17 protein-coding genes and 2 pseudogenes are annotated in these 23632 nt (G+C 43.1%); 1 reads left to right on the top strand and 18 read right to left on the bottom strand.

From position 1 onward, the window contains the following. Nucleotides 1-107 precede the first annotated feature (107 nt). Nucleotides 108-3602 carry a PD-(D/E)XK nuclease family protein gene (locus BROSI_RS03865; RefSeq protein ID WP_052562419.1) on the top strand — a complete coding sequence of 1165 codons (3495 nt, stop codon included), beginning with the start codon at nt 108-110 and terminating at the stop codon, nt 3600-3602. 50 nt (nt 3603-3652) lie between these two features. Here BROSI_RS03865 and BROSI_RS03860 read toward each other — a convergent pair whose 3' ends face one another. The 18 genes and pseudogenes from BROSI_RS03860 to BROSI_RS03770 all read right to left on the bottom strand — a co-directional run bounded on the left by BROSI_RS03860 (nt 3653) and on the right by BROSI_RS03770 (nt 23529). Then, nucleotides 3653-4276: a peptidoglycan recognition protein family protein gene (locus tag BROSI_RS03860; RefSeq protein ID WP_052562418.1), complete on the bottom strand. Its 624-nt coding sequence runs from the start codon at nt 4274-4276 to the stop codon at nt 3653-3655. 254 nt (nt 4277-4530) lie between these two features. After that, nucleotides 4531-5424: an HhH-GPD family protein gene (locus BROSI_RS03855; protein WP_052562417.1), complete on the bottom strand. Its 894-nt coding sequence runs from the start codon at nt 5422-5424 to the stop codon at nt 4531-4533. Continuing rightward, entirely contained in the window at nt 5421-6374 is a 954-nt protein-coding gene (locus BROSI_RS03850) for a thiamine pyrophosphate-dependent enzyme (protein WP_052562416.1), read from the bottom strand. The genes BROSI_RS03855 and BROSI_RS03850 overlap by 4 nt, the downstream gene beginning before the upstream one ends. A 74-nt stretch (nt 6375-6448) precedes the next feature. Next, nucleotides 6449-7228: pseudogene (gene tnpC, locus BROSI_RS03845) on the bottom strand (IS66 family transposase); the annotation flags it as partial. Nucleotides 7229-7734: 506 nt separating this feature from the next. Beyond that, entirely contained in the window at nt 7735-9555 is a 1821-nt protein-coding gene (locus BROSI_RS03840) for an ABC transporter ATP-binding protein (RefSeq protein ID WP_157842364.1), read from the bottom strand. 107 nt (nt 9556-9662) lie between these two features. Continuing rightward, complete coding sequence (gene lptB / locus BROSI_RS03835; RefSeq protein WP_052562413.1) at nt 9663-10481, bottom strand: LPS export ABC transporter ATP-binding protein; 819 nt, start codon at nt 10479-10481, stop codon at nt 9663-9665. Nucleotides 10482-10579: 98 nt separating this feature from the next. Beyond that, nucleotides 10580-12085, bottom strand: a complete 1506-nt coding sequence (locus tag BROSI_RS03830; RefSeq protein ID WP_157842363.1) for a S26 family signal peptidase — start codon at nt 12083-12085, stop codon at nt 10580-10582. 8 nt (nt 12086-12093) lie between these two features. Next, nucleotides 12094-13890: a translation elongation factor 4 gene (gene lepA, locus BROSI_RS03825; RefSeq protein ID WP_052562411.1), complete on the bottom strand. Its 1797-nt coding sequence runs from the start codon at nt 13888-13890 to the stop codon at nt 12094-12096. Beyond that, nucleotides 13857-14816 (bottom strand): ROK family protein, encoded by a 960-nt coding sequence (locus BROSI_RS03820; protein ID WP_052562410.1) that lies wholly within the window; start codon nt 14814-14816, stop codon nt 13857-13859. The genes lepA and BROSI_RS03820 overlap by 34 nt, the downstream gene beginning before the upstream one ends. 332 nt (nt 14817-15148) lie before the next feature. Further along, the gene (locus BROSI_RS03815; RefSeq protein WP_052562409.1) at nt 15149-15328 is read right to left on the bottom strand and encodes a hypothetical protein; all 180 of its coding nucleotides are present in this window, start codon (nt 15326-15328) and stop codon (nt 15149-15151) included. Between the two features lie 272 nt (nt 15329-15600). After that, nucleotides 15601-15900: pseudogene (locus tag BROSI_RS03810) on the bottom strand (tyrosine-type recombinase/integrase); the annotation flags it as partial. A gap of 57 nt (nt 15901-15957) precedes the next feature. Continuing rightward, the gene (tnpC, locus tag BROSI_RS03805) at nt 15958-17328 is read right to left on the bottom strand and encodes an IS66 family transposase (protein ID WP_052562407.1); all 1371 of its coding nucleotides are present in this window, start codon (nt 17326-17328) and stop codon (nt 15958-15960) included. Continuing rightward, nucleotides 17315-18196: a Druantia anti-phage system protein DruA gene (locus tag BROSI_RS03800; protein ID WP_052562406.1), complete on the bottom strand. Its 882-nt coding sequence runs from the start codon at nt 18194-18196 to the stop codon at nt 17315-17317. Before BROSI_RS03800 ends, tnpC (BROSI_RS03805) begins: the two co-directional genes overlap by 14 nt. A gap of 409 nt (nt 18197-18605) precedes the next feature. Beyond that, on the bottom strand, nt 18606-19133 hold the full coding sequence (locus BROSI_RS03790) for an ABC transporter ATP-binding protein (RefSeq protein ID WP_052562404.1): 528 nt from the start codon (nt 19131-19133) through the stop codon (nt 18606-18608). Between the two features lie 49 nt (nt 19134-19182). Further along, nucleotides 19183-20811 carry an ABC transporter permease gene (locus tag BROSI_RS03785; RefSeq protein WP_082059010.1) on the bottom strand — a complete coding sequence of 543 codons (1629 nt, stop codon included), beginning with the start codon at nt 20809-20811 and terminating at the stop codon, nt 19183-19185. Between the two features lie 239 nt (nt 20812-21050). Further along, a complete protein-coding gene (locus BROSI_RS03780; RefSeq protein WP_052562402.1) occupies nt 21051-22049 on the bottom strand; it encodes an extracellular solute-binding protein in 999 nt (332 codons plus the stop codon). Further along, nucleotides 22046-23278: an MFS transporter gene (locus tag BROSI_RS03775; RefSeq protein ID WP_052562401.1), complete on the bottom strand. Its 1233-nt coding sequence runs from the start codon at nt 23276-23278 to the stop codon at nt 22046-22048. The genes BROSI_RS03780 and BROSI_RS03775 overlap by 4 nt, the downstream gene beginning before the upstream one ends. Next, nucleotides 23275-23529: a hypothetical protein gene (locus BROSI_RS03770; protein ID WP_052562400.1), complete on the bottom strand. Its 255-nt coding sequence runs from the start codon at nt 23527-23529 to the stop codon at nt 23275-23277. The genes BROSI_RS03775 and BROSI_RS03770 overlap by 4 nt, the downstream gene beginning before the upstream one ends. Nucleotides 23530-23632 lie beyond the last annotated feature (103 nt).

The following is a 23632-nucleotide window of genomic DNA, read 5'->3' as shown; positions in this document are numbered from 1 at the left end:
CTTTTCTGTTATGGAAATCCGAAATTCGAATTTAGTGTATAGTAGTCAACGGATTATGAATCAATTTCAAAAAACGTAAAAAGAGGTTTTTGTAAGGTAAACTAAAGATGTTATCCGTTAAGATCGGACACTATCACCCAGCCCTTGAAAATTCGTTTGTAAATACCATACAAACGTTAAAAGAGAACGATCCCTTAGCACCCCTTGCCGTTGTGGCGCCTACAAACTGGATGCTGAATCGCCTCCAGGAACGCCTGGTTCAGGAGCATAACGCCTCATTTATGAATATCTCGTTTATGAACTTCTCTGTCTTTGCAAATGAGATATGCAGACGCTCAGGGATAAACACAGGCCAGATTATTCAACAGCCGGTTATTTATGAAAGCATCATTGCCGGATTATTAAAACAATATACGACTCAAGAGTCTTTTTTTAAAAATGTACAGTCCCTGCCTGCCCTCGCTAAAGCCCTATTCCAGGTCATACAAGACCTTATTGACGCAAATGTTCGGGTCGATGACTTGAAAGAGGCTGTTCGTGAAGGATTCGTCGAAGGTATGGAAATACAGAATCTCCACGGAGTCGTACATCTCCATAACATGTTCTGCCGGAAATTGAAAACCTTAAATATGTCCCACTATTCTGATGTCTTTCGTATGGCCACTGCATGTGTACCGGATTCCGGATTTCTTAATGGTTTTGATCGCATCCTGGCATATGGGTTTTATGATCTTACAGGAGTTGAACAGGATTTTTTTGGAGAAATATTCAGGACTTATCCGGCAATCCTCTTTCTGCCCTACCAAAGGAAACATCCCGCCTTTTCCTATGTAAAGCCCTTTTATGAATCATTCGTCCTGGGACAGGCGCGTGATGTAGAGGAGCTATCTGCAGAGGGTGATACCGGATTCTCATACCTGATGGCTCCCCAATCCGAAGATAGTTTTGTTGCGGGTTACGAGTTACAGGTTGCGGGACATAGGTTAAAGACACAACACACAACTCACAATACGAAACCCGTATCAGATATACGTATTATAAATGCCTCAGGCAAAAGGGATGAGGTCTGGATAGTTGCTAAGGAGATACTTACATTAGTGGATGAGGGTTATAAGATGGAGGAGATCGGCGTAGTTGCAAGATCGCTTGACCCTTACACCGATGCCATCAAAAGAATATTCCAGGAGAATTATATCCCATTTATAACCAGCGCACAGGAGCCTCTGGAAAGGTATCCATTGGTAAAAGTCATCCAACAGATCCTCACGCTGAAACGGGAAGATTTCTATCGTCCTATGGTCATTGAATTGCTCTGGTCACCTTACTTCAAGATGCCGCCGTGTGATCCTCAGGGAGTTATTCCACGCCCCGATCTCTGGGACATCCTGAGCAGAAGGCTGGGTATTCGGGGTGATATCACGTGCTGGTTGTCGAGGCTTGAGCAAGCGAGTGTTATGCCGTCAGAATCTGTTGACCTGGATAATGAAAAATCCATATCAAAAGATGAAACAAATATTGACGGAAATACCCCTTCGTATTCCCCTCTTTGTGAGGGGAGGGTCAGGGGGGGAAAAAATATGTTTCCAGATAATGAAGAGGCAGGTGGGCGCATCCACATCCCCACGGATCAAGTGAAACTTCTGAAAAATATCCTCTATACGTTATCAAATGATTTATCTTCCCTTCCCGAAAAGGCATCATGGACGATTATGGGTCAAAAAATAACTCATTTTCTCTGGAACTACATTCACATTCCCTCTGAAGGCAGGAATCCTGGGGATAAAGAAAGAGACCTCTTAATACTGGATAAAATAGGGGATTTGTTGCGCACTTTATGCACCCTGGATTGTTTGGGTGAAGAGGTAACGCGGGATCAATTTATAGATACCTTAATAGACGCATGTCGGCAGGGATCCTTACCCTTGGGATCGGGAAACGGCAGGGGTGTAAAGGTTCTGGATGCCATGTCGGCCCGCGGCATTCCTTTCCGTGCCTTGTTTCTATTGGGTCTCAATGAAAAGGTATTTCCCCGTGCTATTTCTGAAGAACCCTTTTTGCGTGACCATGTCCGCCGCAGGCTTTCAGAAGTCCTGGGAAATTTCATTCCTGAAAAGCTCCGGGGATTTGACGAGGAGCGTTTGCTCTTCACGTTCTTGTTAAACGCCGCATGGGAGCGACTCTATCTCCTCCATGAACGTTCAGATGAAGCAGGAAAGCCGAAGGTTCAATCACATTACCTCATGGATATCCTTCAAAGTATGAAAGGGATATCCGTAACAGGAAAGAATCTTTGGCAAAAGCCGGAATACGAAGTTTACATTCCACGGGGTATTAAAGACAAGCTATCCAATACAGAAGTGTCCTTGCTTACACCCAAAGAGATTGGTATTCGTATGGCGCTCGACCGAATAGACCCTACCTGTTTTCTGAAGACCTTTGGAATCAACCGTGACGTCTTTGATCGCTCACAGTCAAGCTTAGATTTTCTCGAAGGCTACACGCCTTACTTAACATCATGCGATGGGGTCATTGGTGACATGTCCGAATGGCTGAATGAGCAGGCATGCCAGGGTCTTAGCCCAACGGCGGTAGAGGTCTTTGGGGTCTGTCCGTTTAAGTTTTTCATGAGCAAGATTCTCGGATTGGAGTCCCTGGAAGAGCCGGAGGCGGCTGGGATGATAGCAGCCGTGGATCTTGGCACCCTTTATCACAGCATACTAAGGGATTTTTATCATACCCTGATAGAGAAAGGATATTTTGAAACAAAGGGACACAATGTAAATTCCATAGAACTTTTGCGCAGTATTGCCCAAAAATATTTCACAGAAATAGAACAAAAGATACCGACTCCATACCCGATCATCTGGGAAATAGAAAAAGAGGAGATACTTGATCTTCTCACAAGATTTATAACATGGGATCTCGAACAGATCGAAAAAACGGGCTATATCCCCACTTACCTGGAAAAGACAGTAAAACTGGGTCCACAGAATGACTTGTTCAAACTCATCCCTGCATCCTTTAAACAGGAAGAGGGTACAAAGATAACGTTTAAGGGAAAGATCGATCGGATAGATATAAAACAAGCAGGAGACATGGCTAGTTTTCATGTGATCGATTACAAATCCGGGAGGTTTTCTGTGGAAAATCTCTTAAAATCTGCCATCCGGGGGCAAAGATTGCAACTCCCCTTCTATATCACCATGGCAGAACATTTACTATCGGAGGAAATTGAGAAGGGTCGCATTCCCAAAGATCAGGCCAATCTGGATGAGGCATCCTTTGTTTACGTTGCAGAGTCTATGGAGGAAAAGAAGGGGCAGATATGTCCGCCAAAAAAGACCATTGACAGTGATGGCTGGATGTCGTGCAAGGAACAATACTGGGAGACCTTGCGGGAATTTCTCCAGGTCATCCGTGAAGGCATCTTTCCCGTTTCACCGGCAGAAGATACACAAAAATGTGCATGGTGCGAATTCGCCACCATATGCCGAAGGGGACACCAACCGTTGCGATTTAGACTGAAACAGGATGAAAGGCTAAAAAAATATCGGGAAATTATTAATTTGAATATCACTAAAAAGTCAAATAAACACCGATAAGTCTATTGCTCTCACGAAGATCATTGAATTTCAAATCGGTGTGATATATTTCAATAACGATAGGTATTGGCAAGCAATTTATAATAAGGAAAATTTCGTCCTGGACAATCCGTCTGCCTGCAGTGTCTGTGCATGATGACATTTTCCGAAGGAATATGACATCTGTTCTGTAAGTATTCCGTTAATACTGAAAGTGAGGCCATTTGTGCCGCCGTTGGAGAGGATTCGTTAAAGTTTCCCACAAGGCATATTCCTATGCCGTAATGGTTGTATTCCTCCACGCCGGCATGGGCGCCATTGATCTGATTTACCCATCGATTACCGATCTCAATTTCTCCATCCGGGGTGCCGTTTCCATTCCCGATCACAAAATGATATCCCAGGCCATTCTCCCATCCCCTTTTTTCCCTATGAAATCTATCAAACTCGACGGCGCTACCGGATGCTGAGGCGCTATGATGGATAACGATGTACTTCCAGTCTCGCACAAAATAGCGATCTAACCGACTGACAATATAAGGCTCCACTCTTTCATGGGATTTTTCAGGAATCGTGGCACTTTCTCGAGGTTTCATGACAGTCATAGATTTTTGAGCAGGCGGTGTATGACAACCATGCATGCCAAGAACGACAAGAAAAGACACACAAATATATATTCTCCACCGGGAATGCATGGGTATTCTCCTAAATAGATTTGATACCGGCTAAGCACCTGAAATGGTTACAATTTCTCCTGAACAACAAAATTCATCTGCCAGTATCATATTTCTCATTTAAAGTTTCGCAAATAATATGCCTCGTTATTTTCGGTTGTTTTTCAGGGGAATTGTCCATAAAAAAATGGTTGTTGTGGTTTTTTTGCACTCTTCGTAGGAATTTTAAACACGTATTGCGTACCTTCAGAAAAGGTTATTTTTCTTTCCGGATCTTAAGCTAAGGTAAACTTTTTCCTTTTCTTTTTAATAAAACCTTCTTTTTCCAACTGAATAAGATTGCTTGTTAGTTTTTCCTTGCTTATCTGAAATTTTTGCGCCATTTCCGGTTCGGAAACAGAAGATGCACCGGCAAGGGCTTTCAAAATCATTCCCCGCACTTGCCTGTTGGAACCTTGAAATGGGGACTGCTTTTGGTAATGGGCGCTTCTTTTGTTAAAATTTTCATATTTCTGCTTCAGCATTACTCCATAATCCATGAGGGCATAATACCACTGCCGGGGATTGGAAGTGTCAAGGGTCTTTTCTACCAGGGGAAGGATTTCGGCATCCGTGATATTCGTCTTATCACGAAAAAAACTGTGGATAAATACCCTCCGTATATTCGTCTCAATGAAAACCGTAGGTATGTGAAATGCAAAGGCAGAAATTGCAGAAGCGGTCGCCTTGCCGATTCCGGGAAAGGTAATTAATGTTTCTACAGCAGAGGGAAGATTTCCATGAAATTCTTCTGTGACCCTTTGAGAAATCTTTTTTAAGGCTATTGCCCGGCGGTTGTAACCCAATCCCTGCCATTCACTGAGTACCGTGCGGAGCGGCGTCCGGGCAAGGGAAGAAAAATCAGGGAATATTTTGATGAAACGTTCGTACTTTCCTATGACCCTCTGTACCTGGGTTTGCTGTAACATAATTTCTGAGATGAGGATATGATAGGGGTTTTGTGTCATCCGCCAGGGAAGATTGCGGCCGTGTTCCCGGTAATAGCAGTAGATCATTTCCTGGAATTTCTGCACTTCGGATGAAGTGATGCCCTTTTTCTGGGCTGCCGGTGCCGTCCCTGAACTTCTGTTTTCCTGTTTCTGCGTGTGTGCTGCGTATCCTCTTTTCATGAATTACCAAGAGTGTTGCGGTTATCCAAAACCTCATTCCAATACTGATCAACCGCCGTTTGTATCCTCCTGAGGATGTCCTCCTGTCTCACCGGTTTAAAAAGATGTGAAAACCTCCCCTGTTCTTTTAAATATTCTTCGGCCGGTTTAAATTTCCTTGGAATAATCGTATGCGTTACCTCACCATAAATGGCCTCTTTCAATGCCCAGATACCCGTATCCACTGCGAGCTTCGCTAGCCTGGCAGAATGGGCTGGATCTGTTGTCCATCCGGGAGGACAAGGGGAAAGGCTTATGAAGAGTTTCGGCCCTCTATACTGTTTTGCCTTTTTAAACTTGTTAATCAGGTCAACGGGGTGGGCCGGAGAGATGGTTGCAAGATATGGTGGTTTGTGACTTCTCCATATCTCAAAGAGGTCCTTTTTAGGGAGTAATGCCCCGGTTGGACTTATCTTCCCTACGGGTGTTGTCCCCGTCTTTGATGCAAAGGGTGTCGCGCCCGACGACTGGAAGCCGGTATTCCCATATGCCTCGTTATCGGAGCAGATGTAATAGAAGTCAAGATTGCGATGCATGGCCCCCGATGTGGATGCAAGGCCTATGTCATAAGCAACCCCATCGCCCGTCAGCACAACCACCTTCAAATCTTCTTCGGGATTCAATCTTCCCTTTTTTATCAATATGTCAAGGGCATCTCTTATACCTTGTGCCCCGGCAGGGGCACAGGCCATTGCTGTATAGAGCCAGGAATTCTGAAAAGGTGTGAATGGATAGATAGAAAGCAGGGTAAAACAACCGGCGGCATTTACAATTACAGTCTTTTTTCCCAAAGCCTTCAGGCAGTGTCTCAAAGACAAAAGACCTCCGCAGCCTGCACATGTAGGGGTGCCAGGGAAAAGATTCTCTTCCGCAGGAAGGTCTTTGATAGTTTTTATAAGGGTCAATTCCATACTGAGATTAAATATAAATTAAAAATCAAAGATAAAAGATAAATAATTACTCAGCGTATTTTCAAGCGCTACCGTTAAGAGCAAACAAAATCAGGCAATTCACCACGAAACAACGTCTTTAAAGCAAGGCACGAACTTACCCCTTGTTTTCGACAGGTTGAGAGATAGCTACGAATACGGCAGAAAATTTTAGCGCCATCCAGAGAACGGAAACAGCCCGATATTTTCTGCTGAACCTTTGTCATCCGGATATCATTTTCACCTAAATTGTTCGTAAAGGGAACGATTTTATTGTCCATGAATCTGAACACATCATCCTCGCACTCTATTAATCGCTCCAGAAGATTCCGGGCTTTTGTCCTTTTCATTCTCCCCCTTTTCCCCTTGCGGTTGGTTTCATCAGGCGCAGGACATTCTGCCTCTGCGTTTTTTAATATCAACCGGTACCTTTGCCGGTATTTTTCAGCTTCGCTGATTTCTAATAAACCTCCCGCATCCTTCACCGCACGATTTATCCCTTCGGACAATGATATCGTATCTTTTGCCCATTGCTGCTTATCTTCCTCCCACACCCCCGTCAATTCCCTTAAGTGGTGGACGTCATATAATGCATGGGTACAATCACACTTATAATACGGCTTCCAGTGGTCGTGACAGAGAATTCCCCTAAATTTGGGTAATATCCCTATGCTATCCATTGCCTCAGTTCCCCGTTTCTCATGAGGGGAAAAGTGTGTCCATAAACTATTGGATACACAATGCAACCAATACTTGTCCCCATTCTTATTAATGCCCGTTCCATCTATATGCAACGCATCTGATTGGGCAAGTTCTGCTTTGGCTTTCTCCTCAAAGGTTCGCCAGCAGGGTTATGAGAAATATCAGCAACTCAACCATTGACCTTATGGCTGGCGACAACTCTTTCTCTTCCGAAAGAACTCTCTCTACTTTTTTGAGCGTAGCTTCGACGTCTATGCCCTTTACCTTTAATGGATAACACCTGACCAAATAACCTTAATTTCTCTGGTAGGGCTATTTATCACAGACTTTTTTATCCATATTTTATGCGCCATATTCCACGCTAAGGCACGAAAATAAATTGATGACAACCACCGGCGTTTTCTGTTTATGCAATGGCGTGGTATGACCTACAAAAACCACTGGTAAACAATATACAGCATTATGCTCCAAACAAAGAATGTTACAAGTTCAGCACAAAATACCTGTCGAATAAAATTTAAAATATTTTCGCTGAATAGTTACTATTTTTGATGTATTCGTATTTATCTATGAGTAAAACATATTCATCAATGGTAATTTTATAATTTCCACTACTGAAAATTTCCATAATTTTGCATAATTACCCATGCCCTACCAACTCCTCCTTCATGTACACCTTATAGAGATGGCTGTAAATACCGTTTAAACGCAGGAGTTTTTCATGACTACCCTCTTCTACCTTCTCTCCCTTGCTTAATACAATAATCTTGTCACAGTGGAGGATGGTGGATAGTCGATGGGCAATGAAGATGGACGTCCTGCCCTGAGTCACTTTATGAAGGGCATTCTGGATCAGAATTTCAGAAAGGGGGTCCATGCTGGAAGTTGCCTCGTCAAGAATTATTACCCGTGGATCGTAGACAATGATCCTGGATAAAGAGATAAATTGGCGTTCACCTACGGAAAGATTTGCACCCCGTTCGGCAATCTCCGTATCGAGCCCTTTTGGCATACGATCGATAAAGGGTATTAATCCTAATGTCCCGATGGTCCCCAAGACCTCTGAATCTGATACGGATTTAAACAGGGTAATATTGTCCCTTAACGTACCTGCAAATAAAAATATGTCCTGGCTTACCAATCCAACGACATATCGCAGTCCTATCTTTTCTATCTTTCCTATATCGATCTGATCAAGCAGTATGTTACCCATTTGAATTTCATAGAGACGTGTTAAAACACTTGCGATTGACGTCTTCCCGCTGCCCGTTACACCTACCAGTGCAACAGATTGTCCCGGTTCTATATGAAAAGAGATATCTTTTAATACGTAATTCTTTCCATTGTAAGCAAACCAGACATTTTCGAATGTTATCTCGCCTTTAAAATCTTTTTTAGAAACTTCTTTGCTAGGATTAGAGATAATGTAGTCTATCTCGGACGGCTCTTTCATGAGACCAAATACGCGCTCGGATGACGCCATGGCGCCTTGAAAAATATTGTACTTTTCCACGATATCCCGGATGGGCTCAAAGAGGTCGTGAATATAAGCCAGGAATGCCACTAAAACCCCAAGGGTGAGAAACCCGTGCATGTACCTCACCGCGCCGTACCAGAGTACCAGGCCAACCGCCAGTGCACTCACCATATTAATTGCAGGCTGGAACACGGCGAAATAGCGGATATATTTGACTTGTTCTTTTAAATAGTCGTTGTTAATTTCGTCAAATTTATGATAGTTCTTTTTTTCCCGGTTAAAGAGCTGGATGACCTTCATTCCTGTGATATTTTCATTGAGATAAGCATTGATGCGTGCCAGCTTACGCCGTATCTCCCGGAATGAGTTCTTCATTCGACCGCCAAACCAGAGGGCGATTGTCACGATAATTGGAAAGACGGAAAGCGTGATGAGTGCAAGTTTCGAGTTTAGCATAAACATAGCTACGAATATGCCAATGATAATAAAGATGTCACCAATTACCACAATGACGCCGGCTGAAAAGAGTTCTCCAATTGCCGCAATATCGTTGGTAAGGCGCGTAACGATCCTTCCGACAGGATTTTTATCAAAAAAAGAAACAGGGAGTGATTGGACGTGATTAAAAAGCTCCATGCGCATATCCATCATAACCTTCTGTCCAATGGTCTGGATATTATAACTTTGCGCCACCACCAATAATAACCGTAATGTCTCGATACCCAGTATGGCCAATGCAGTCCGATATATTAATGTCTTATCCCCTTTGTTAATGCCATGATCAATTGCATATCCAAAGAGATACGGACCGAGCAAAAACAAAACGGTGGTGATGAGTACCATAAAAATAGAGAGCAAGCCCGATACTTTATAACGCAGTAGATACGACAGCAATTTTTTAATAACAATCCTGTCGTATAATTTACCCGCTAAAACATCCTCACTGAAAAATTCTTCTTTGTCCATGGTATCTTTCTTACTCAATAGCTTCTCTGCAACTTTGGCTTTAGAAATGCAGAGCAAGAATGACGAATCACCAGTCGGTTCTTTGGATATTTTTTTATTTCTTAAAAATTGCAGAATGTCAAATATTACTTGATGATAGTATCTTTGCGAACAATGGGTTTTCGGTCGGTATCTATCGACTTTTTATTGTTGAGGTCTTTGAAGTCTGTTAATCTATGTTCGCTGGTGGGAAAGTTATCTCCTAAATAGGATTGGCGTGCGATGGGGTTATTTAAGATTTCCTGGGTGGTACCTCTGGCAACAACCGTGCCTTCGCTTATGATGTACGAGTGGTTTGTAATACTGAGGGCTTCACGGACATTGTGGTCTGTGATAAGCAGACCAATGCCCTTATTCTTGAGTCTCAGGAGGATGTCTTGTACCTCATTAACGGCAATGGGATCAACACCCGTGAATGGTTCGTCAAGGAGGATCATCGTGGGGGAACTGGCGAGCGCCCGTGCAATTTCAAGTCGCCTTCTTTCACCACCTGATAGAGTAAATGCCTTGTTTTTTGCCAGATGTTTTAAGTTAAATTCGGTAAGCAATTCGATCAGGCGTTTGTATTTCTCGTCGGAATTGTATCGGTGTGTCTCCAGGATGGCGAGAATATTTTCCTCCACCGTCAGCCGCTGAAAAACGGATGACTCCTGGCACAGGTATCCCATCCCTTTCCGCGCCCGCAGGTAGATGGGGAAGTCAGTAATATCTTCATTTTGAAAAATCACACGGCCACTATCGGGCCGGACAACACCAATAATCATGCTGAAGGAGGTGCTTTTACCCGCACCGTTTTGACCGAGCAAACCCACGATCTCCCCGTCATTAACCTCAAAACTGACCTGATTCACAACGGTACGTTTACCGTACGCCTTTGTTAGCCCCTCTGCTCTTAGTAAATTCATAATGAACTAAACTGAATTTTGAATTTTGATTTATTATTTTGCACTTTGATATTTTTCCTTTACTTGTATAACAAAGTCGCTCAATTTTTTACAAAAGTCTATTTTATAAACTTCATCGTATCCAGAGGCCAGAATACAAAGAATGCTTTGCCTACGAGATTATCTTCCGGCACGAACTTCCATACACGGCTGTCATTACTGTTTCTGCTATTGTCTCCGAGCATAAAATAATCCTTCTCACCCAGCTGGATCGCTTCAGTTGTACCCCATGTACCAGCCGCGAGACTGGTGTAATAAATATCATGGAAAATCTTAATATTTTCAAAAGTCCCATGTATGCGGGTACCACCAAAACGAATTTTACTGGTATCAAACGGACGTGAATCAGGTACCATTCCGTCATCATAATCAAATACAAAAACCTTATCTTTGTTTATGGAGAGGGACACCACATGATCTACGTTTGAAAACTCGATCTTTTGTGTGCTTCCGGTTTGCAAACGGATACCTGTTTCCAAAACGACATTTCCATCTTTTATAAGACGACCTTTTGCATTCGTATCGTCCGCTGGGATAATGGCAGTAAATATATTGTTGTTTTTTTCAAGGACAAGTTCCAAACATTGTGAACCCTTTAAGAGCGTTACATCAAAGATAATCTTTACGTCACCCATTTCATTGCTGCCAGACCTGTTATTGTAACCATTTTGGTCAGAAATGTTTCTCCCAAACGTTACAAGAGACGTCTCCGGATTATTTTCTGACATATTATCCAAAACAACTGAGTTTTCATTAATTTTCCATGCGCCGCTGCCTGTTATCCACGTTGGGTCGTCAGTTTCCTTTGCCAGATAATAACTGTTGTAAACCGGTAGCCACAGCGTATCCTGTACAGAATCAGGTTTTCTTTGTATCCTGTCGTTGATATAAATATCGCCATTGACGATCTGGAGCTTTTCACCAGGTAAACCAATGAGACGTTTAATATAATTCTTCGTTTTCTTTGAGAATCTTGTCGAGCCACACCGGGGACAACGGAAGCCCTCGTGCCATTCCGTATCAGGAAGTTGTGTGGAACAATTTTTACAGGTAAGGTCGTATAGCGGATAGATAAACACTACGACATCCCATCGTTGCGGATCTTTAAATTTGTACCAGAATTTATTGACCACGATCCTGTTTCCACCGTGAATTACCCGGTTTGACAAGTCTGACCAGGTGACTGTTGTTTTGCAGCTTGGACAAGACCCCTTTCTCCATAACCATGCCGGCCAATTATAACGGATCCTGTTATTGCAAACATCGCAATAAGCCGAAAGACTTATCCTGGATTGGCAATTGGGACACGTAGCGCTTTCACTCTGACGGTCGGCATAAAAAAACCAGCTGCAATTCGGACATTTTACATCCTTATGCTCACCCAATAAGGTTGGCGCCATCGAGCCAGTAGGGATTTTAAATGCCTCCACCACAAAATAGCGGATAGCAAAGGCCAGCGCGACTGCTATGGCTATCGATTCGATATTTTCGCGTAATTTGCTTTTCCGCTTTTTTGTCTTATCGTTCACTCCGGAGTTTGTTTGTTGTCCTTTTCTATCAGCCATCCTGCACCTCATTCATCAACGGATAATACAGACAAGAACGCCTTCTGTGGGATTTCCACGTTCCCGATAGATTTCATTCGCCTTTTGCCTTCTTTCTGTTTTTCCAAAAGTTTTCGTTTTCGTGTAATATCGCCACCATAACACTTGGCTGTTACATTTTTTGCAATTGGACGGATCGTTTCCCTTGCAATAACTCTGCTTCCGATCGCCGCCTGTAAAACTACCTCGAAGAGGTGTCGTGAAATTTCGTTCTTGAGTTTTTTAACCAGTCTTCTACCTTTCGTCTCCGCATCTTTCCTGTGGACGATGGTTGAAAGGGCATCTACGCGTTTACCTGACACAAGAATATCCAATTTTACAAGGTCCGCAGGCTCATACCCGACAAAATCATAATCCAGTGTTCCATAGCCCCGTGTGGCGGATTTCATCTTGTCAAAAAAATCAAAGATGATTTCAGCTAACGGCAGCTCATAGGTAAGTATCGCACGCCTTTCACTGAGATATTCGGTACTCTTATATCTTCCCCTGCGACCTTCTGCGAATTGCATAATAGTTCCGACATATTCTGTGGGTAAAACAAAACTGGCACGCACGATTGGTTCTCTGAATTCCTCAATTTCATTCACCGGGGGAACCTTTTCCGGGTTATCGACCTTAATTACCTCTTTATTGGTTTTCAATATCTCATAGGTCACGTTGGGAGCGGTCTGTACAATGTTGATATTGCTCTCCCGTTCCAGTCGCTCCTGGACAATTTCCATGTGCAAGAGGCCAAGAAACCCGCAACGAAAACCGAATCCAAGCGCCTGTGAAGTCTCCGGCTCAAAGGTAAATGACGAATCGTTCAGGCTCAACCGTTCCAGTGCCTCACGCAACACGTGAAAATCGGCATTATCTGCCGGATAGACACCACAGTATACCATGGGCATGGGCGCCCGGTACCCAGGCAACGCCTCTTCGGCACGTTCCTTATTATGGGTAACCGTATCTCCCACCTTAACGTCATGAATGGATTTAATGTTGGCAATACAGTAGCCTACCTCACCTGCTGAGAGGCCATCTTTTGCTACCATTTTTGGCTTGAATACGCCGACCTCTTCTACCCTGAAAAAGCGGTTCGTCTTCATCATGTATATCTCGTCACCCACCTTAATAGAGCCGTCAAAGATACGCAGATACACAATAACACCGCGATATTCGTCATAGACCGAATCAAAGATCAGGGATTTTAACGGTGCGTGGGGATTGCCTTTCGGCGGTGGTATCCGCTTGATGATAGCTCCAAAGATTTCACCGACACCTTCTCCGGTTTTTGCACTGACCATCAACGCATCTGCCGGGTCAATACCCAGGGTTTTTTCCATTTCAGTAAGTACATCGTAAGGTCGGGATTGCGGCAGATCGATCTTGCTAATAACAGGAATGATGGCCAAATTGTGTTCCATGGCAAGATAGGCGTTGGCAACTGTCTGTGCCTCGACACCTTGTGAGGCATCAACCAGCAACAGCGCCCCTTCGCAGGCGCCCAAACTTCTGGAAACCTCGTAGCTGAAGTCCACATGACCGGGTGTATCTATCAAATTGAGGTTGTACTCCTTGCCATCCCGCGCCAGTTTCAGCGCAACCGCACTGGCCTTGATGGTAATACCGCGTTCGCGCTCCAGATCCATATCATCCAGCATCTGGTTACGGAACTCTCTGGATGTGATGGTATTCGTCTTTTCCAACAATCTGTCCGCCAGGGTAGACTTTCCATGGTCAATATGCGCAATTATACAGAAATTTCTAATTCTGTCAGTAGACATCCTGCCGCTCCTATAATCCCCGCATCGTTGCCAAGCTGCGAAAACACGATTTTCGTATCTTTATATGATGCCTCGAAGGCCCCCCGCTGAGTGACCTGTCTTATGGGATTCATCAATAATTCCCCGGAACCAATCATACCGCCTGCCAACACAATCATCTCCGGATTTAATATATGCATAATATTAATAAGGGCAATACCAAGGTAACGCCCCGTCTCTTCAATAATATCTAACGACGCCCTGTCGCCCTGAAAGGCAGCATCGCTGATCATCCTTGCCGTAATTTCATCAGAAATTTTTAATGACGAAAATTTACCGCTCTTTAACACCTCTTTAAAACGTCGTACCATGCCTGTAGCCGATGCATATACTTCAACACATCCACGATTGCCGCAATTGCATTGAGGGCCATCCATCTGAATTACCATGTGACCAATCTCCGCTGCCACATTACTGGCGCCCCGCCATAACTTATTATCAATAACAATACCGCCCCCAATCCCTGTGCCCAGGGTTAGCATCACCAGGGAACGAACTTCCTTCCCCGCCCCTGCCCACTTCTCTCCCCATGCAGCTGCATTGGCATCGTTTTCCAATACACAGGGTTTAGAAAACCGTTCTGCTACTATGCGTTTGATAGGGATATTCCGCCAGCGTGGCAGATTGGGAGAAAAGAGGACCGTTTCGCCTCTTTTATCGACAAGGCCTGGCGATCCCAGCCCAACACCAATCATATCAGATTCTTTTATACGAGCACCCTGTATGATTTCAGCAATCAGCAAAAGGATTTGATTAGATATGATCTGCGAATCGGCATGAGAATTGGTTTTTGTGGAAAGGCGATGAAGGATTTTCCCATCCGTATCAACGATACCTGCCTTTAGATTCGTACCGCCCAGGTCTATACCGATTATATAGTTACCCAAATTTTATGAATCCTTGTTTCAGAGAAGAGCACGGCATGTATTCAGATAAAATCAGCAATACACAACAGTTACTCCTGTTAAAAATATTTGCCCCCAAACAAAGGCTATAATTCATTTACATAAGCTCAAAATATTAACAAAAGTCTTATGCTAAGTCAACTTATATGCATAATATGCCAGGACTATGTTAAAGATGAACGTAACTATTTATTGTTAAGAAATAGAAATGATTTTCCTGATTTTTCAACATCGTTTCTTATACAATAGCAACAGAGTTATGAAGAAACGAGAAAAAGCAAACCTGCTATAGAAAGTCTTACGTTCAACGTCCTTTAGCTGTTATTCCCTCTTTTCTCTTTTAAAAAGGCATCCATATCAGCCTTGATACGGGGTTCGTCAACCTCTTTGGCCTTATTGTAACAGAGAATGCAGATATCTCCCTTCGCGGTAGTCATCTTTTTCCATTCGTCTTTTTCTCCAAGATAGAGACCACACTTCCAGCAATTAGCCATAATAAATTCTCCTTATTATTTCGTTGCATCGGGATTTTCATTTTCTTTGTACGGGTTTTGAGGATTTCTGATATCAGCATGTATTTACTTTAAATAATTGGTAAAAGTTTCCTTCATAGTTCGGCTGGTCCTTCGGCACGCTCAGGATGCAACGTCATTGAATTAAGATTATGTATCGCCCTTTCAGGGCATCGAAAATAAGTTTAGATTAAAACGTTAACAGCCATAAGAACACGCATTTAAGCCATTTGTATGGCCATATTAACATTTAATTATGCCAAATTTGTGCTATATTCGCTATAGCTTTTCTCTAACAGTTCAACGGCCTTTCTCAGATGTCCAGGGGTAATATGGGCATATCTTCTGGTCATTCTTGTATCTTTGTGTCCCATAAGTTCGGCAAGGGTATCCCGGTCAACCCCTGATTGACGATGCCAGGATGCAAAACAATGCCTTAAGTCATGGAATCGAAAATCCTCTATTTCTGCATATTTCAAAGCTTTTTTAAAGTTTAGTTGAATGTGCCTGGCTTTAAAAGGTATTCCGTTATTATCATAAAAGACAGAAGGGGTTTTGGGATGGCTTCTAAAAAAACTAGGTTTTTTGTAACACTTTAGTTCTTTGAAAAATTAACAAGCGATTTTATAGGCCAACCCAGAAGGCGTTTTTACCGTCAGGGCGTTTTTGGCAATTGCCAGAAGGTTTTCAACGGGATTAGCACCTTGTAATTCCGCAGAGCGAAGCAATGTCATAAGGATAGCCTGGGTATTCGCACCTTGAGCAGAACGATTTTGTTGTGAGATCTTTCGAGTCAATACCGGCTTTCGCATCTGTTGCTCAGCATGGTTATTATAGGGACTCACGCCCTCATGTTCCAGGAACGTAAAGAGTTCCTCTTTATGGCGATTCAGACGTTTGATCAGTCTTTGTGCGTCTTTATCCTGATAGGGTGTTATCAAAAACTGTTCAAGCCGATAATGTAATCTCTTTTTCAACCGAAGAAAGCATTCTGGACTCAAATGGTTCTTTTCCTCCGATAACCGCAATGCGTCTTTGAGCACACGAGAGAGTTTTTTCCGGAAAGCTTTCCATGGAATTGACCGATTGTATGTGTCGACTTTTACCAGTTCCGTGAACAGATGATAGAAACACCGCTGCTTTGCCAGTGCGTTTATCTTGTTATAAGCGCCCCAGAAGTCACAAATCAGGATGCCCTTGAATAGTCTGCCTAAGAACTTTTCTATGACAGGCGACCCCCGATTGCGTGTTATGAGGTAGTAGCAGAGGGTTTTGGTGGTAAAACACCATAACCAATGGGTTTTCCCGTTCAACCGCCACCCTGTTTCATCTGCGTGTAAAACGGCACTTGCGGAGACTTTTTGTCCAATATCGTTATACCGTGATTCCAGGAGTGTTGCAAGGGACTTCCAAGCCTGGGTTAAACCACCGGCGCTTATGTGAAAGTTGAAAAATACGGAAACCATCTTTACGATATTGTTTATACTTATGCCGACTAAGTAATGAAGCCAGGCGGTAAAGACAACGAGGCGCAATCCGAGTCGGGCATTTGGCAACGCGTCTGTGACCGTAGGCTGGACAATCTTTCTACAACAAGAACACCAGGAACCATGAACCGTATGTTCAGTCACGACCGGATCAATCTGTGGGATATCTTCGATGTATCGCTTATACGTTCTTACCGGATTTTGCAGTGGCTGGTGGCAATCAGGACAACTCTTGAGGGTATGTGTCTGATAGGCAGTTATTTTTTCCGGCCGTTTCCGGGAAATCCCCTTATGTCCGTGTTTCCTGCCACAAGGCCGTCTTTTCCTTTTGCCTGCGGGCTTGAGATAAGGGGGTGTCATGCCGGACGGGGTGGTTGGACTCGGTTTATCGCAGAGTCTGTCATAGTTCTCTGCTTTCTCGGCCAGTATCAGGATGGCCTGAATCGCATCCTCTCTGTCCATCTCTAAAATGGCTATGGCTTCATCCCTGGTCATGAGCAAGAAACCTCCGGAAGTTTCTCTCAAGAGGATAGAGGTAGAGTTCCTTAGGCTGTCCATGATACTGATAGCGATTGCCCCGTTTTGCATTCCCTTGGGTTTTCCCAACACGAATCCAATTGGCTGCCTGGTAGCAGGTGCCTTGAAACCGTGCGGTATCAACAAAGGTTTCAGCCAAATACACGGGATGGCCATAGACGGATTTCCAGTCATGTGACAAACGCCTCAGGGCGAGGGATAATACCTTGGATGCAAGGTGTTTGATCATAACCCAGGGTGGAATGAGAAATCGCACGTTACTTGCAATCAAATGCAAGTGTATCCGTTTGGTAGACTCATCCCATCCGATGAAACGATCACGGTCTTTGACCTTCCATGCGGCACTTGCCCATCCAAGACAGGCAACGACCTGGTTGCCGATATGTACGATGTGCCTGATGTGTTCGCCAACAAGCCGGGGACATCCGAGGTAGTGGTAGTGATGAAGGAGATAACCCCAGAGGTACCTCTCTTGATGGTCTCTTACCACCTGGACCGTCGGGGTTTCATACTCGGTGATGGCACCTTCCAGTGTTCTTTTGACGAAAAGGGGCATCTGATCAAAGACCTTGGGTTTGAGATTGTTTTTCGGCCGTATTCGTGGCGGAAGCGAAACCAATCCCTGCTCTTCCAATCTCAGAAGGAGGTCTCGTGCTGCGTATTCTTTCAACTTGCCATTGGGCTGCATCCAGTTCCAGCTCTTGCAGAGTTCACGGGAAATATAACTTCGCCCTCTGAGAAAATGACGCTCAGTGAGAGCCTTGATAAAGGCTATATCGTCTGCATGCAGTTCTCGTGAACGGTAGTGGAATAGGATAGGCTTCATAATCAGATTCCTTTTCTCTGAAGCCCTTTATACCATAAATGGCAAACTGACGCCAGCGTTTTTTTGCGTTTTAACGCTCTTACGGTAAAAACGCCTTCTGGGTTGGCCTATAAAATCGCTTGTTAATTTTTCAAAGAACTAAAGTGTTACGGTTTTTTTAAGAAAATAATAGGTTCGCTTCTTTAATGGAAAACCTGACTAATTCACCTATTCTATAAAATTTTTGATTATAGAATTTAATTTCACCTTTAGGAATCTCGATATAATATCTGTACCTTCCCCCTATAAATTCCCGTTTTATAATTACCCCTTCATAAAAACCATTTTGCTCAACCTGTACTTGATATAGTCTAAAAAAAAGAAAGGCATCTCCCCTCTCATGACCCTTTGTCCAACATACCAACTCACCTCATGGGGTTACTACTTTATCCCTGTCTACTATTCTTACCCGTATAGTATTCGATTCTCCGATAAAATTAGCCATGAAAAGTGATCCCGGAGAAAAATAAATCTCCTCGGGACTAGCGATCTGCTCCACTACTCCTGCATTCATTACGGCTATCTTATCTGCTAACAGAAATGCATCTTCCTGGTCGTGAGTTACATAAACTGTGGTAATCTCCGTCTCCTGCTGAATACGTTTTAATTCCTTTCTAATATCATCACGCAATTGCACATCAATATTCGATAAGGGCTCGTCCATGAGGAGTAACTTTGGTTCTGTAACAATAGACCTTGCAATGGCAATGAGCTGTTGTTGTCCTCCTGAAAGTCTTGCAGGGTACTCGTTGGCATATTTTTGCATATTGACCTTGCCAAGAACAGCCTCAATCCTCTTTTGTCTCTCAGTTCTTGTAAGCCCAATTGTCTTTAATCCAAACTCTATGTTTTGATATACCGTCATATGCGGCCAGAGGGCGAGGTCTTGAAACACCATTCCGATATGACGTTCTTTTTGGAAGATACTATTATTATAAACGATCGTATTACCGTAGGACTCTGCTACCCTTTGCTTCCATTGTCAGGAAATATCTTGAGGTCGCAAGGAAAATGCCGAGAGGTAATAATGTCATTACCACAATGATAAGAGAAAGCGCCGATACAATGTTTACCGGACTATTTACCATCACGGTGAATAGTGTTATTGGAAGCGTTTCGTGTCCCGGTGGATAAACCAGTATCGTTGTACCCAATTCTCCAACACAAAACATGAAAGAAATCAACCATGCAGCGACTATCCCATACCCTTGTAAAGGCACGATAATTTTCTTTAAAATGCGGAACCATGAGGCACCCATTACTATGCCTGCTTCCTCTGTTGAATTGGAAACCTGCTTAAAATAATTTGCCATAATACGGCTCGATAATGGCAAAAAACGCGCCCCATACCCCAAAATAATGATCCATAAAGAACCATAGATAAACTGGAATATACCTTCAGGCCTATTGCAGACCTTAATGAGTCCGACACCTATCACCGTTGCAGGCACTGCAAAAAATAGCCAAATAAACGGCGCTATACTGTTTCTCAATTTTGATTGAACTTTTTCTGAAAGATAACCCAAAAAGAAACCCACAACGGTAAGGAAGGTAGCTCCCAGAAAACCGTAGAGGATAGTATTTTTGATACCAGTCTTTGCTAAACGAAATGCATCATAATATGCCGATACTGTTTTACTGTTTACCATAAGGGTAGTAAGGGGAACAATAACACAGAGAATGAAAATAAAGGTACAGAAGAGTGTACCTATAACAGTAAGCCATCTTTCTTGATAGTGTATCGTATTATTTGAAGCCCTTCTTCCCAATATCTCAAACGACTTTCCCCGGAAATAAACCTGCTCTACTATCATAAGCATGATGGTAATTACGATGAGTGGGAAGGCAATTGCCGTTGCAGCCTTCGCATTATAAAAGGCGCTAAATTGGGTAAATATCTGGGTGGTAAGTACATTAACCTGCAATAACGACGGTATCCCAAACTCAGAAAGCGACAGTATAAAAACAATCATCATGCTGGAAAGAATGGCAGGGGCAACTAAGGGTAATGTAATTTGTCGTACTACCTGAAAAATATTCCCTGCTATAAGGCCGCTCTCTTCAAGCCGAGGATTTACATTTTTTAGAGCGTATTCAGTCATTAACATTACGACAGGAAAGAGATTTATCGAAAGGATAAACGAAGCACCATATAAACTATACATAAAGTTTGAGATTGGCTCAGGGGAGAGCGGCGTATATTGAGACAGGAGGGTATTCAAAAATCCTGTCCTTCCTAATAAATTTGCCCACGCAATACCTACTATGTAAGATGGTATAATAAATGGGATAAGAAAACATATTTTAAAGATATTTTTCAGGGGAAGATTTGTTTTCGACAAAAAAAATCCTGCGGGAATACCTGCAAGCGAAGATAACGCGGTTGTGATAGAGGCAAGGATAAGACTATTAAGGATAACCCTTACATATCTTTGTGTTAAAAAAATATCCCTGTAATAAACAAATGAAAACCTACCATCCTCATAGAGAGAGCTTCCGAACATCCACACAATTGGTATGAATGTAGTACAGATAAACAACGTAAAGAAAAACCCCAACGTTACTCTTTTTTGCATCTTTCAATATAGTGAACGCAAAAAGAAAGTTGTCATTGCGAGCGAAGCGAAGCAATCCAGGTCTTGGAGATTGCTTCGGGCTATCGCCCTCGCAATGACGCTTGCATGTATACTTATTTATTACGTTTACTATAGTATCTCCAAAATTTGTTAAATTGGGTCTTCAGCGACTTTTAACAGCGTAGTGGCAAGGCGCGCCTTGCCACTACATGTGTGTTTGAAATTCCATAAACATTAGATTACTGCCCTACCCATTGCTTGAGAAATTCTCCAATCTCTTCTAACTTCTTCGCAACGTCATGATAATTAACATCCATACCTTTTACGGCATCGATGGTTAATACGTCCGCGGGTGTCCGTACATCGTATCTCAGTGGCATTTGTGCGCACGGTGCCCATGCAAGGCTTTTTTCAACTTCTTTACTCAAAAGAAAATCAATTAATTTTTTCCCATTTTCTGGATTTGGGCTATTCTTTATAAGACAAACCATATTCGGCATAATAAGCGTACCCATATCTTGCTGGTTCGGAAACACTATCTTTACCGGACTTCCCTCCTGAATAGCAACGTTCGCATCATCCGTATCGGTAAGACCGGCCATAACCTCTCCTCTTGCAACAAGTCGTTTTACCTCACCATTCGATGAGACAATTTTTACCCCATTTGCTTTCAAGTCCTGGAGAAATTTCCTTGCCTTTTCATCACCCAATGTAATAAAAAGGGCTGCCATATGTATGGAGGTAGTGCCAAATAATGGGTTTGCGATGGCAACTTGCCCTCTCCATTTTGGCTTTGTAAGATCAAACAGGGATAATGGCTTCTCATCCGTGTTTACGAGATTTGTATTGTAAAGAATAATGCGGGCACGCGCGGAAAAACCAGTCCAATACCCCTCGTTATCCTTGTAGATTTCCGGGATATCCAACGCTGAAATTGAAATATACGGTGTTATAATACCTCTCATCTCAAGTAATACAGGCCGTACCGGATCCCCGCTCCAGAACACATCTGCCCGTGGATTATCCTTTTCGGCAATCAGGCGGTTAACCAAACCGGTACTCTTTGTCTCTTCCGTATCATAAATAGCACGAACCTTTATCCCTGTTCTTTTCTCAAACTGTTGAAGAATAGGTTCCGAGAAGACCTTATCTTCTGAGGTATAAACAACGACTTCTCCTCCCAGGCATATTCTTAGGAAGAGTAACGGAACGAAAATCATCAAGGTAATAAATTTCATAATTTCACCTCTTTTTGTTTTTCCGGCACTTTCAGCGTAAAAATAAATGACGATACTATCAACAAAAGGGCAATAATAACAAACGAATATTGATAACTCAGATGCGACAAAAGGAATCCGGCTAAAATAGGGCCCGAGGCATGACCAATATCAAAGATACTTCCGAACGTCCCCATGGCAGCGCCATAGTTCTGTTCCTTACAGAAATCAGCGACCATAGCAGCCGAAGAAGAGGTCACAAATGCTTCGCCAACACCAAAGACGGCAGCTAAAAGGATCAAAAAGTAAAAGTTTTGCGTCAAAGGGATACACGCCAAAGAAATAGCACATATCCACATCCCGGAGAAGATTATAGGCTTTCTCCCGTATCGATCGGAGATCCTCCCCATAACCGGTTTTGCAAGGATTGTGGTAACTACCTGTGCACCCCACAGAATTCCGGCCAGAAATGGATTTAATTTTGCCACAGTAACGGCATAAATAGGCAAAAAAGCCTCCAGGGCTCCAACCGACAGATTTTGTATACCTTCCATGTTACTGGTGATGATAATCCGATAGTCGCTGATGACCTCCCTGATGCCTTTAAAGAACTTCCGCCATACTTCACTCAGGGGATTTTTGATGTGTATGATTTCTGATCTTCTTGAAGTCATCGGTTTTACGGTAAAACCCAAAGAAATCAGGCCAATAATCCCACAGACGAGATATGCACTATGAAAATGGTGTACAGAATTACTTCCGTTGCCAGCCAGATACTTGAGGATATATCCGCCGAGCGGCGCACCAATGAGATTTCCGATAATGGTAATAGATGAAAATATCGAGAGCCTTTCCCCCTTTTTCTCCCCGGCAATATCGGCGATTGTCGCCATGGCAACCGGTCCATAGATCGATGTGGCCAATCCGTGGAAGAATCTGAGAGAAACGAGTTGCCAGTAACTTGTTACCAGATAGTAAAGAAAAGGGGTAAATGCAAAAACCAGGACGCTGAGAAACAGCATCCTGTATCTGCCGTAAATATCGGAAAGTGTACCTGCTGGTAACTTGAAAAAGATCCCTGTTATGGTAGAAGCGCCAACGACAAACCCAATTGCCTCCGGGCCTGCGCCTAGTGATAACGCAAAGAGGGGCAAGAGTGGGGTTCTTGCCATAGCATAACTCATCCTTGCGAAGAACCCCACTGTGCAAAGGGCAACGAATGGGGATAATACTCTGGTATTGTTTGTCATTTGAAAAGCCCAAAGTATTGCAGATTTTCTTTTAATCTATGTTCCAGGTCTTCTTTTATATGGAGCACAAACTCCTGAACCGCTACTTCTCCCCATCTTTCATGGACGTATGCTATATTTTCGTGAATTTTTGCAAGGTCGTGGATTTCCGGGGCTTTTATCTTATTATCATCAATCCAGTGATGAAGCTCCTCATAAGCATTCCCTGTCCTTTCCTTGCTATTTTTAAAATGATCATCAAGTGGTGGCATTTTAACTACCTCCTTTCGCTTTTATAGTGTAATAGCGGTAGGGTGGATTAAACGAAGCGAATCTACCATATCACAAAATATTGAAGGTGAATTCGGCGTAAAA

The organism is Candidatus Brocadia sinica JPN1 (assembly GCF_000949635.1).
GTDB lineage: Bacteria > Planctomycetota > Brocadiia > Brocadiales > Brocadiaceae > Brocadia > Brocadia sinica.
The sequence above is the reverse complement of the archived record's forward strand: the minus strand, read 5'-3'. Positions and strand labels throughout refer to the sequence as shown.

What these genes read in the sequence shown, in the direction of transcription:
- BROSI_RS03815 (WP_052562409.1), bottom strand. Translation starts at nt 15,328, where the DNA reads ATGGCTAATTGCTGGAAGTGTGGTCTCTATCTTGGAGAAAAAGACGAA.
- lptB (WP_052562413.1), bottom strand. Translation starts at nt 10,481, where the DNA reads ATGAATTTACTAAGAGCAGAGGGGCTAACAAAGGCGTACGGTAAACGT.
- BROSI_RS03775 (WP_052562401.1), bottom strand. Translation starts at nt 23,278, where the DNA reads ATGACAAACAATACCAGAGTATTATCCCCATTCGTTGCCCTTTGCACA.
- BROSI_RS03830 (WP_157842363.1), bottom strand. Translation starts at nt 12,085, where the DNA reads ATGGCTGATAGAAAAGGACAACAAACAAACTCCGGAGTGAACGATAAG.
- BROSI_RS03800 (WP_052562406.1), bottom strand. Translation starts at nt 18,196, where the DNA reads ATGAAGCCTATCCTATTCCACTACCGTTCACGAGAACTGCATGCAGAC.
- BROSI_RS03860 (WP_052562418.1), bottom strand. Translation starts at nt 4,276, where the DNA reads ATGCATTCCCGGTGGAGAATATATATTTGTGTGTCTTTTCTTGTCGTT.
- BROSI_RS03780 (WP_052562402.1), bottom strand. Translation starts at nt 22,049, where the DNA reads ATGAAATTTATTACCTTGATGATTTTCGTTCCGTTACTCTTCCTAAGA.
- BROSI_RS03865 (WP_052562419.1), top strand. Translation starts at nt 108, where the DNA reads ATGTTATCCGTTAAGATCGGACACTATCACCCAGCCCTTGAAAATTCG.
- tnpC (WP_052562407.1), bottom strand. Translation starts at nt 17,328, where the DNA reads ATGACCAGGGATGAAGCCATAGCCATTTTAGAGATGGACAGAGAGGAT.
- BROSI_RS03785 (WP_082059010.1), bottom strand. Translation starts at nt 20,811, where the DNA reads ATGCAAAAAAGAGTAACGTTGGGGTTTTTCTTTACGTTGTTTATCTGT.
- BROSI_RS03790 (WP_052562404.1), bottom strand. Translation starts at nt 19,133, where the DNA reads ATGGTGTTTCAAGACCTCGCCCTCTGGCCGCATATGACGGTATATCAA.
- lepA (WP_052562411.1), bottom strand. Translation starts at nt 13,890, where the DNA reads ATGTCTACTGACAGAATTAGAAATTTCTGTATAATTGCGCATATTGAC.
- BROSI_RS03770 (WP_052562400.1), bottom strand. Translation starts at nt 23,529, where the DNA reads ATGCCACCACTTGATGATCATTTTAAAAATAGCAAGGAAAGGACAGGG.
- BROSI_RS03850 (WP_052562416.1), bottom strand. Translation starts at nt 6,374, where the DNA reads ATGGAATTGACCCTTATAAAAACTATCAAAGACCTTCCTGCGGAAGAG.
- BROSI_RS03855 (WP_052562417.1), bottom strand. Translation starts at nt 5,424, where the DNA reads ATGAAAAGAGGATACGCAGCACACACGCAGAAACAGGAAAACAGAAGT.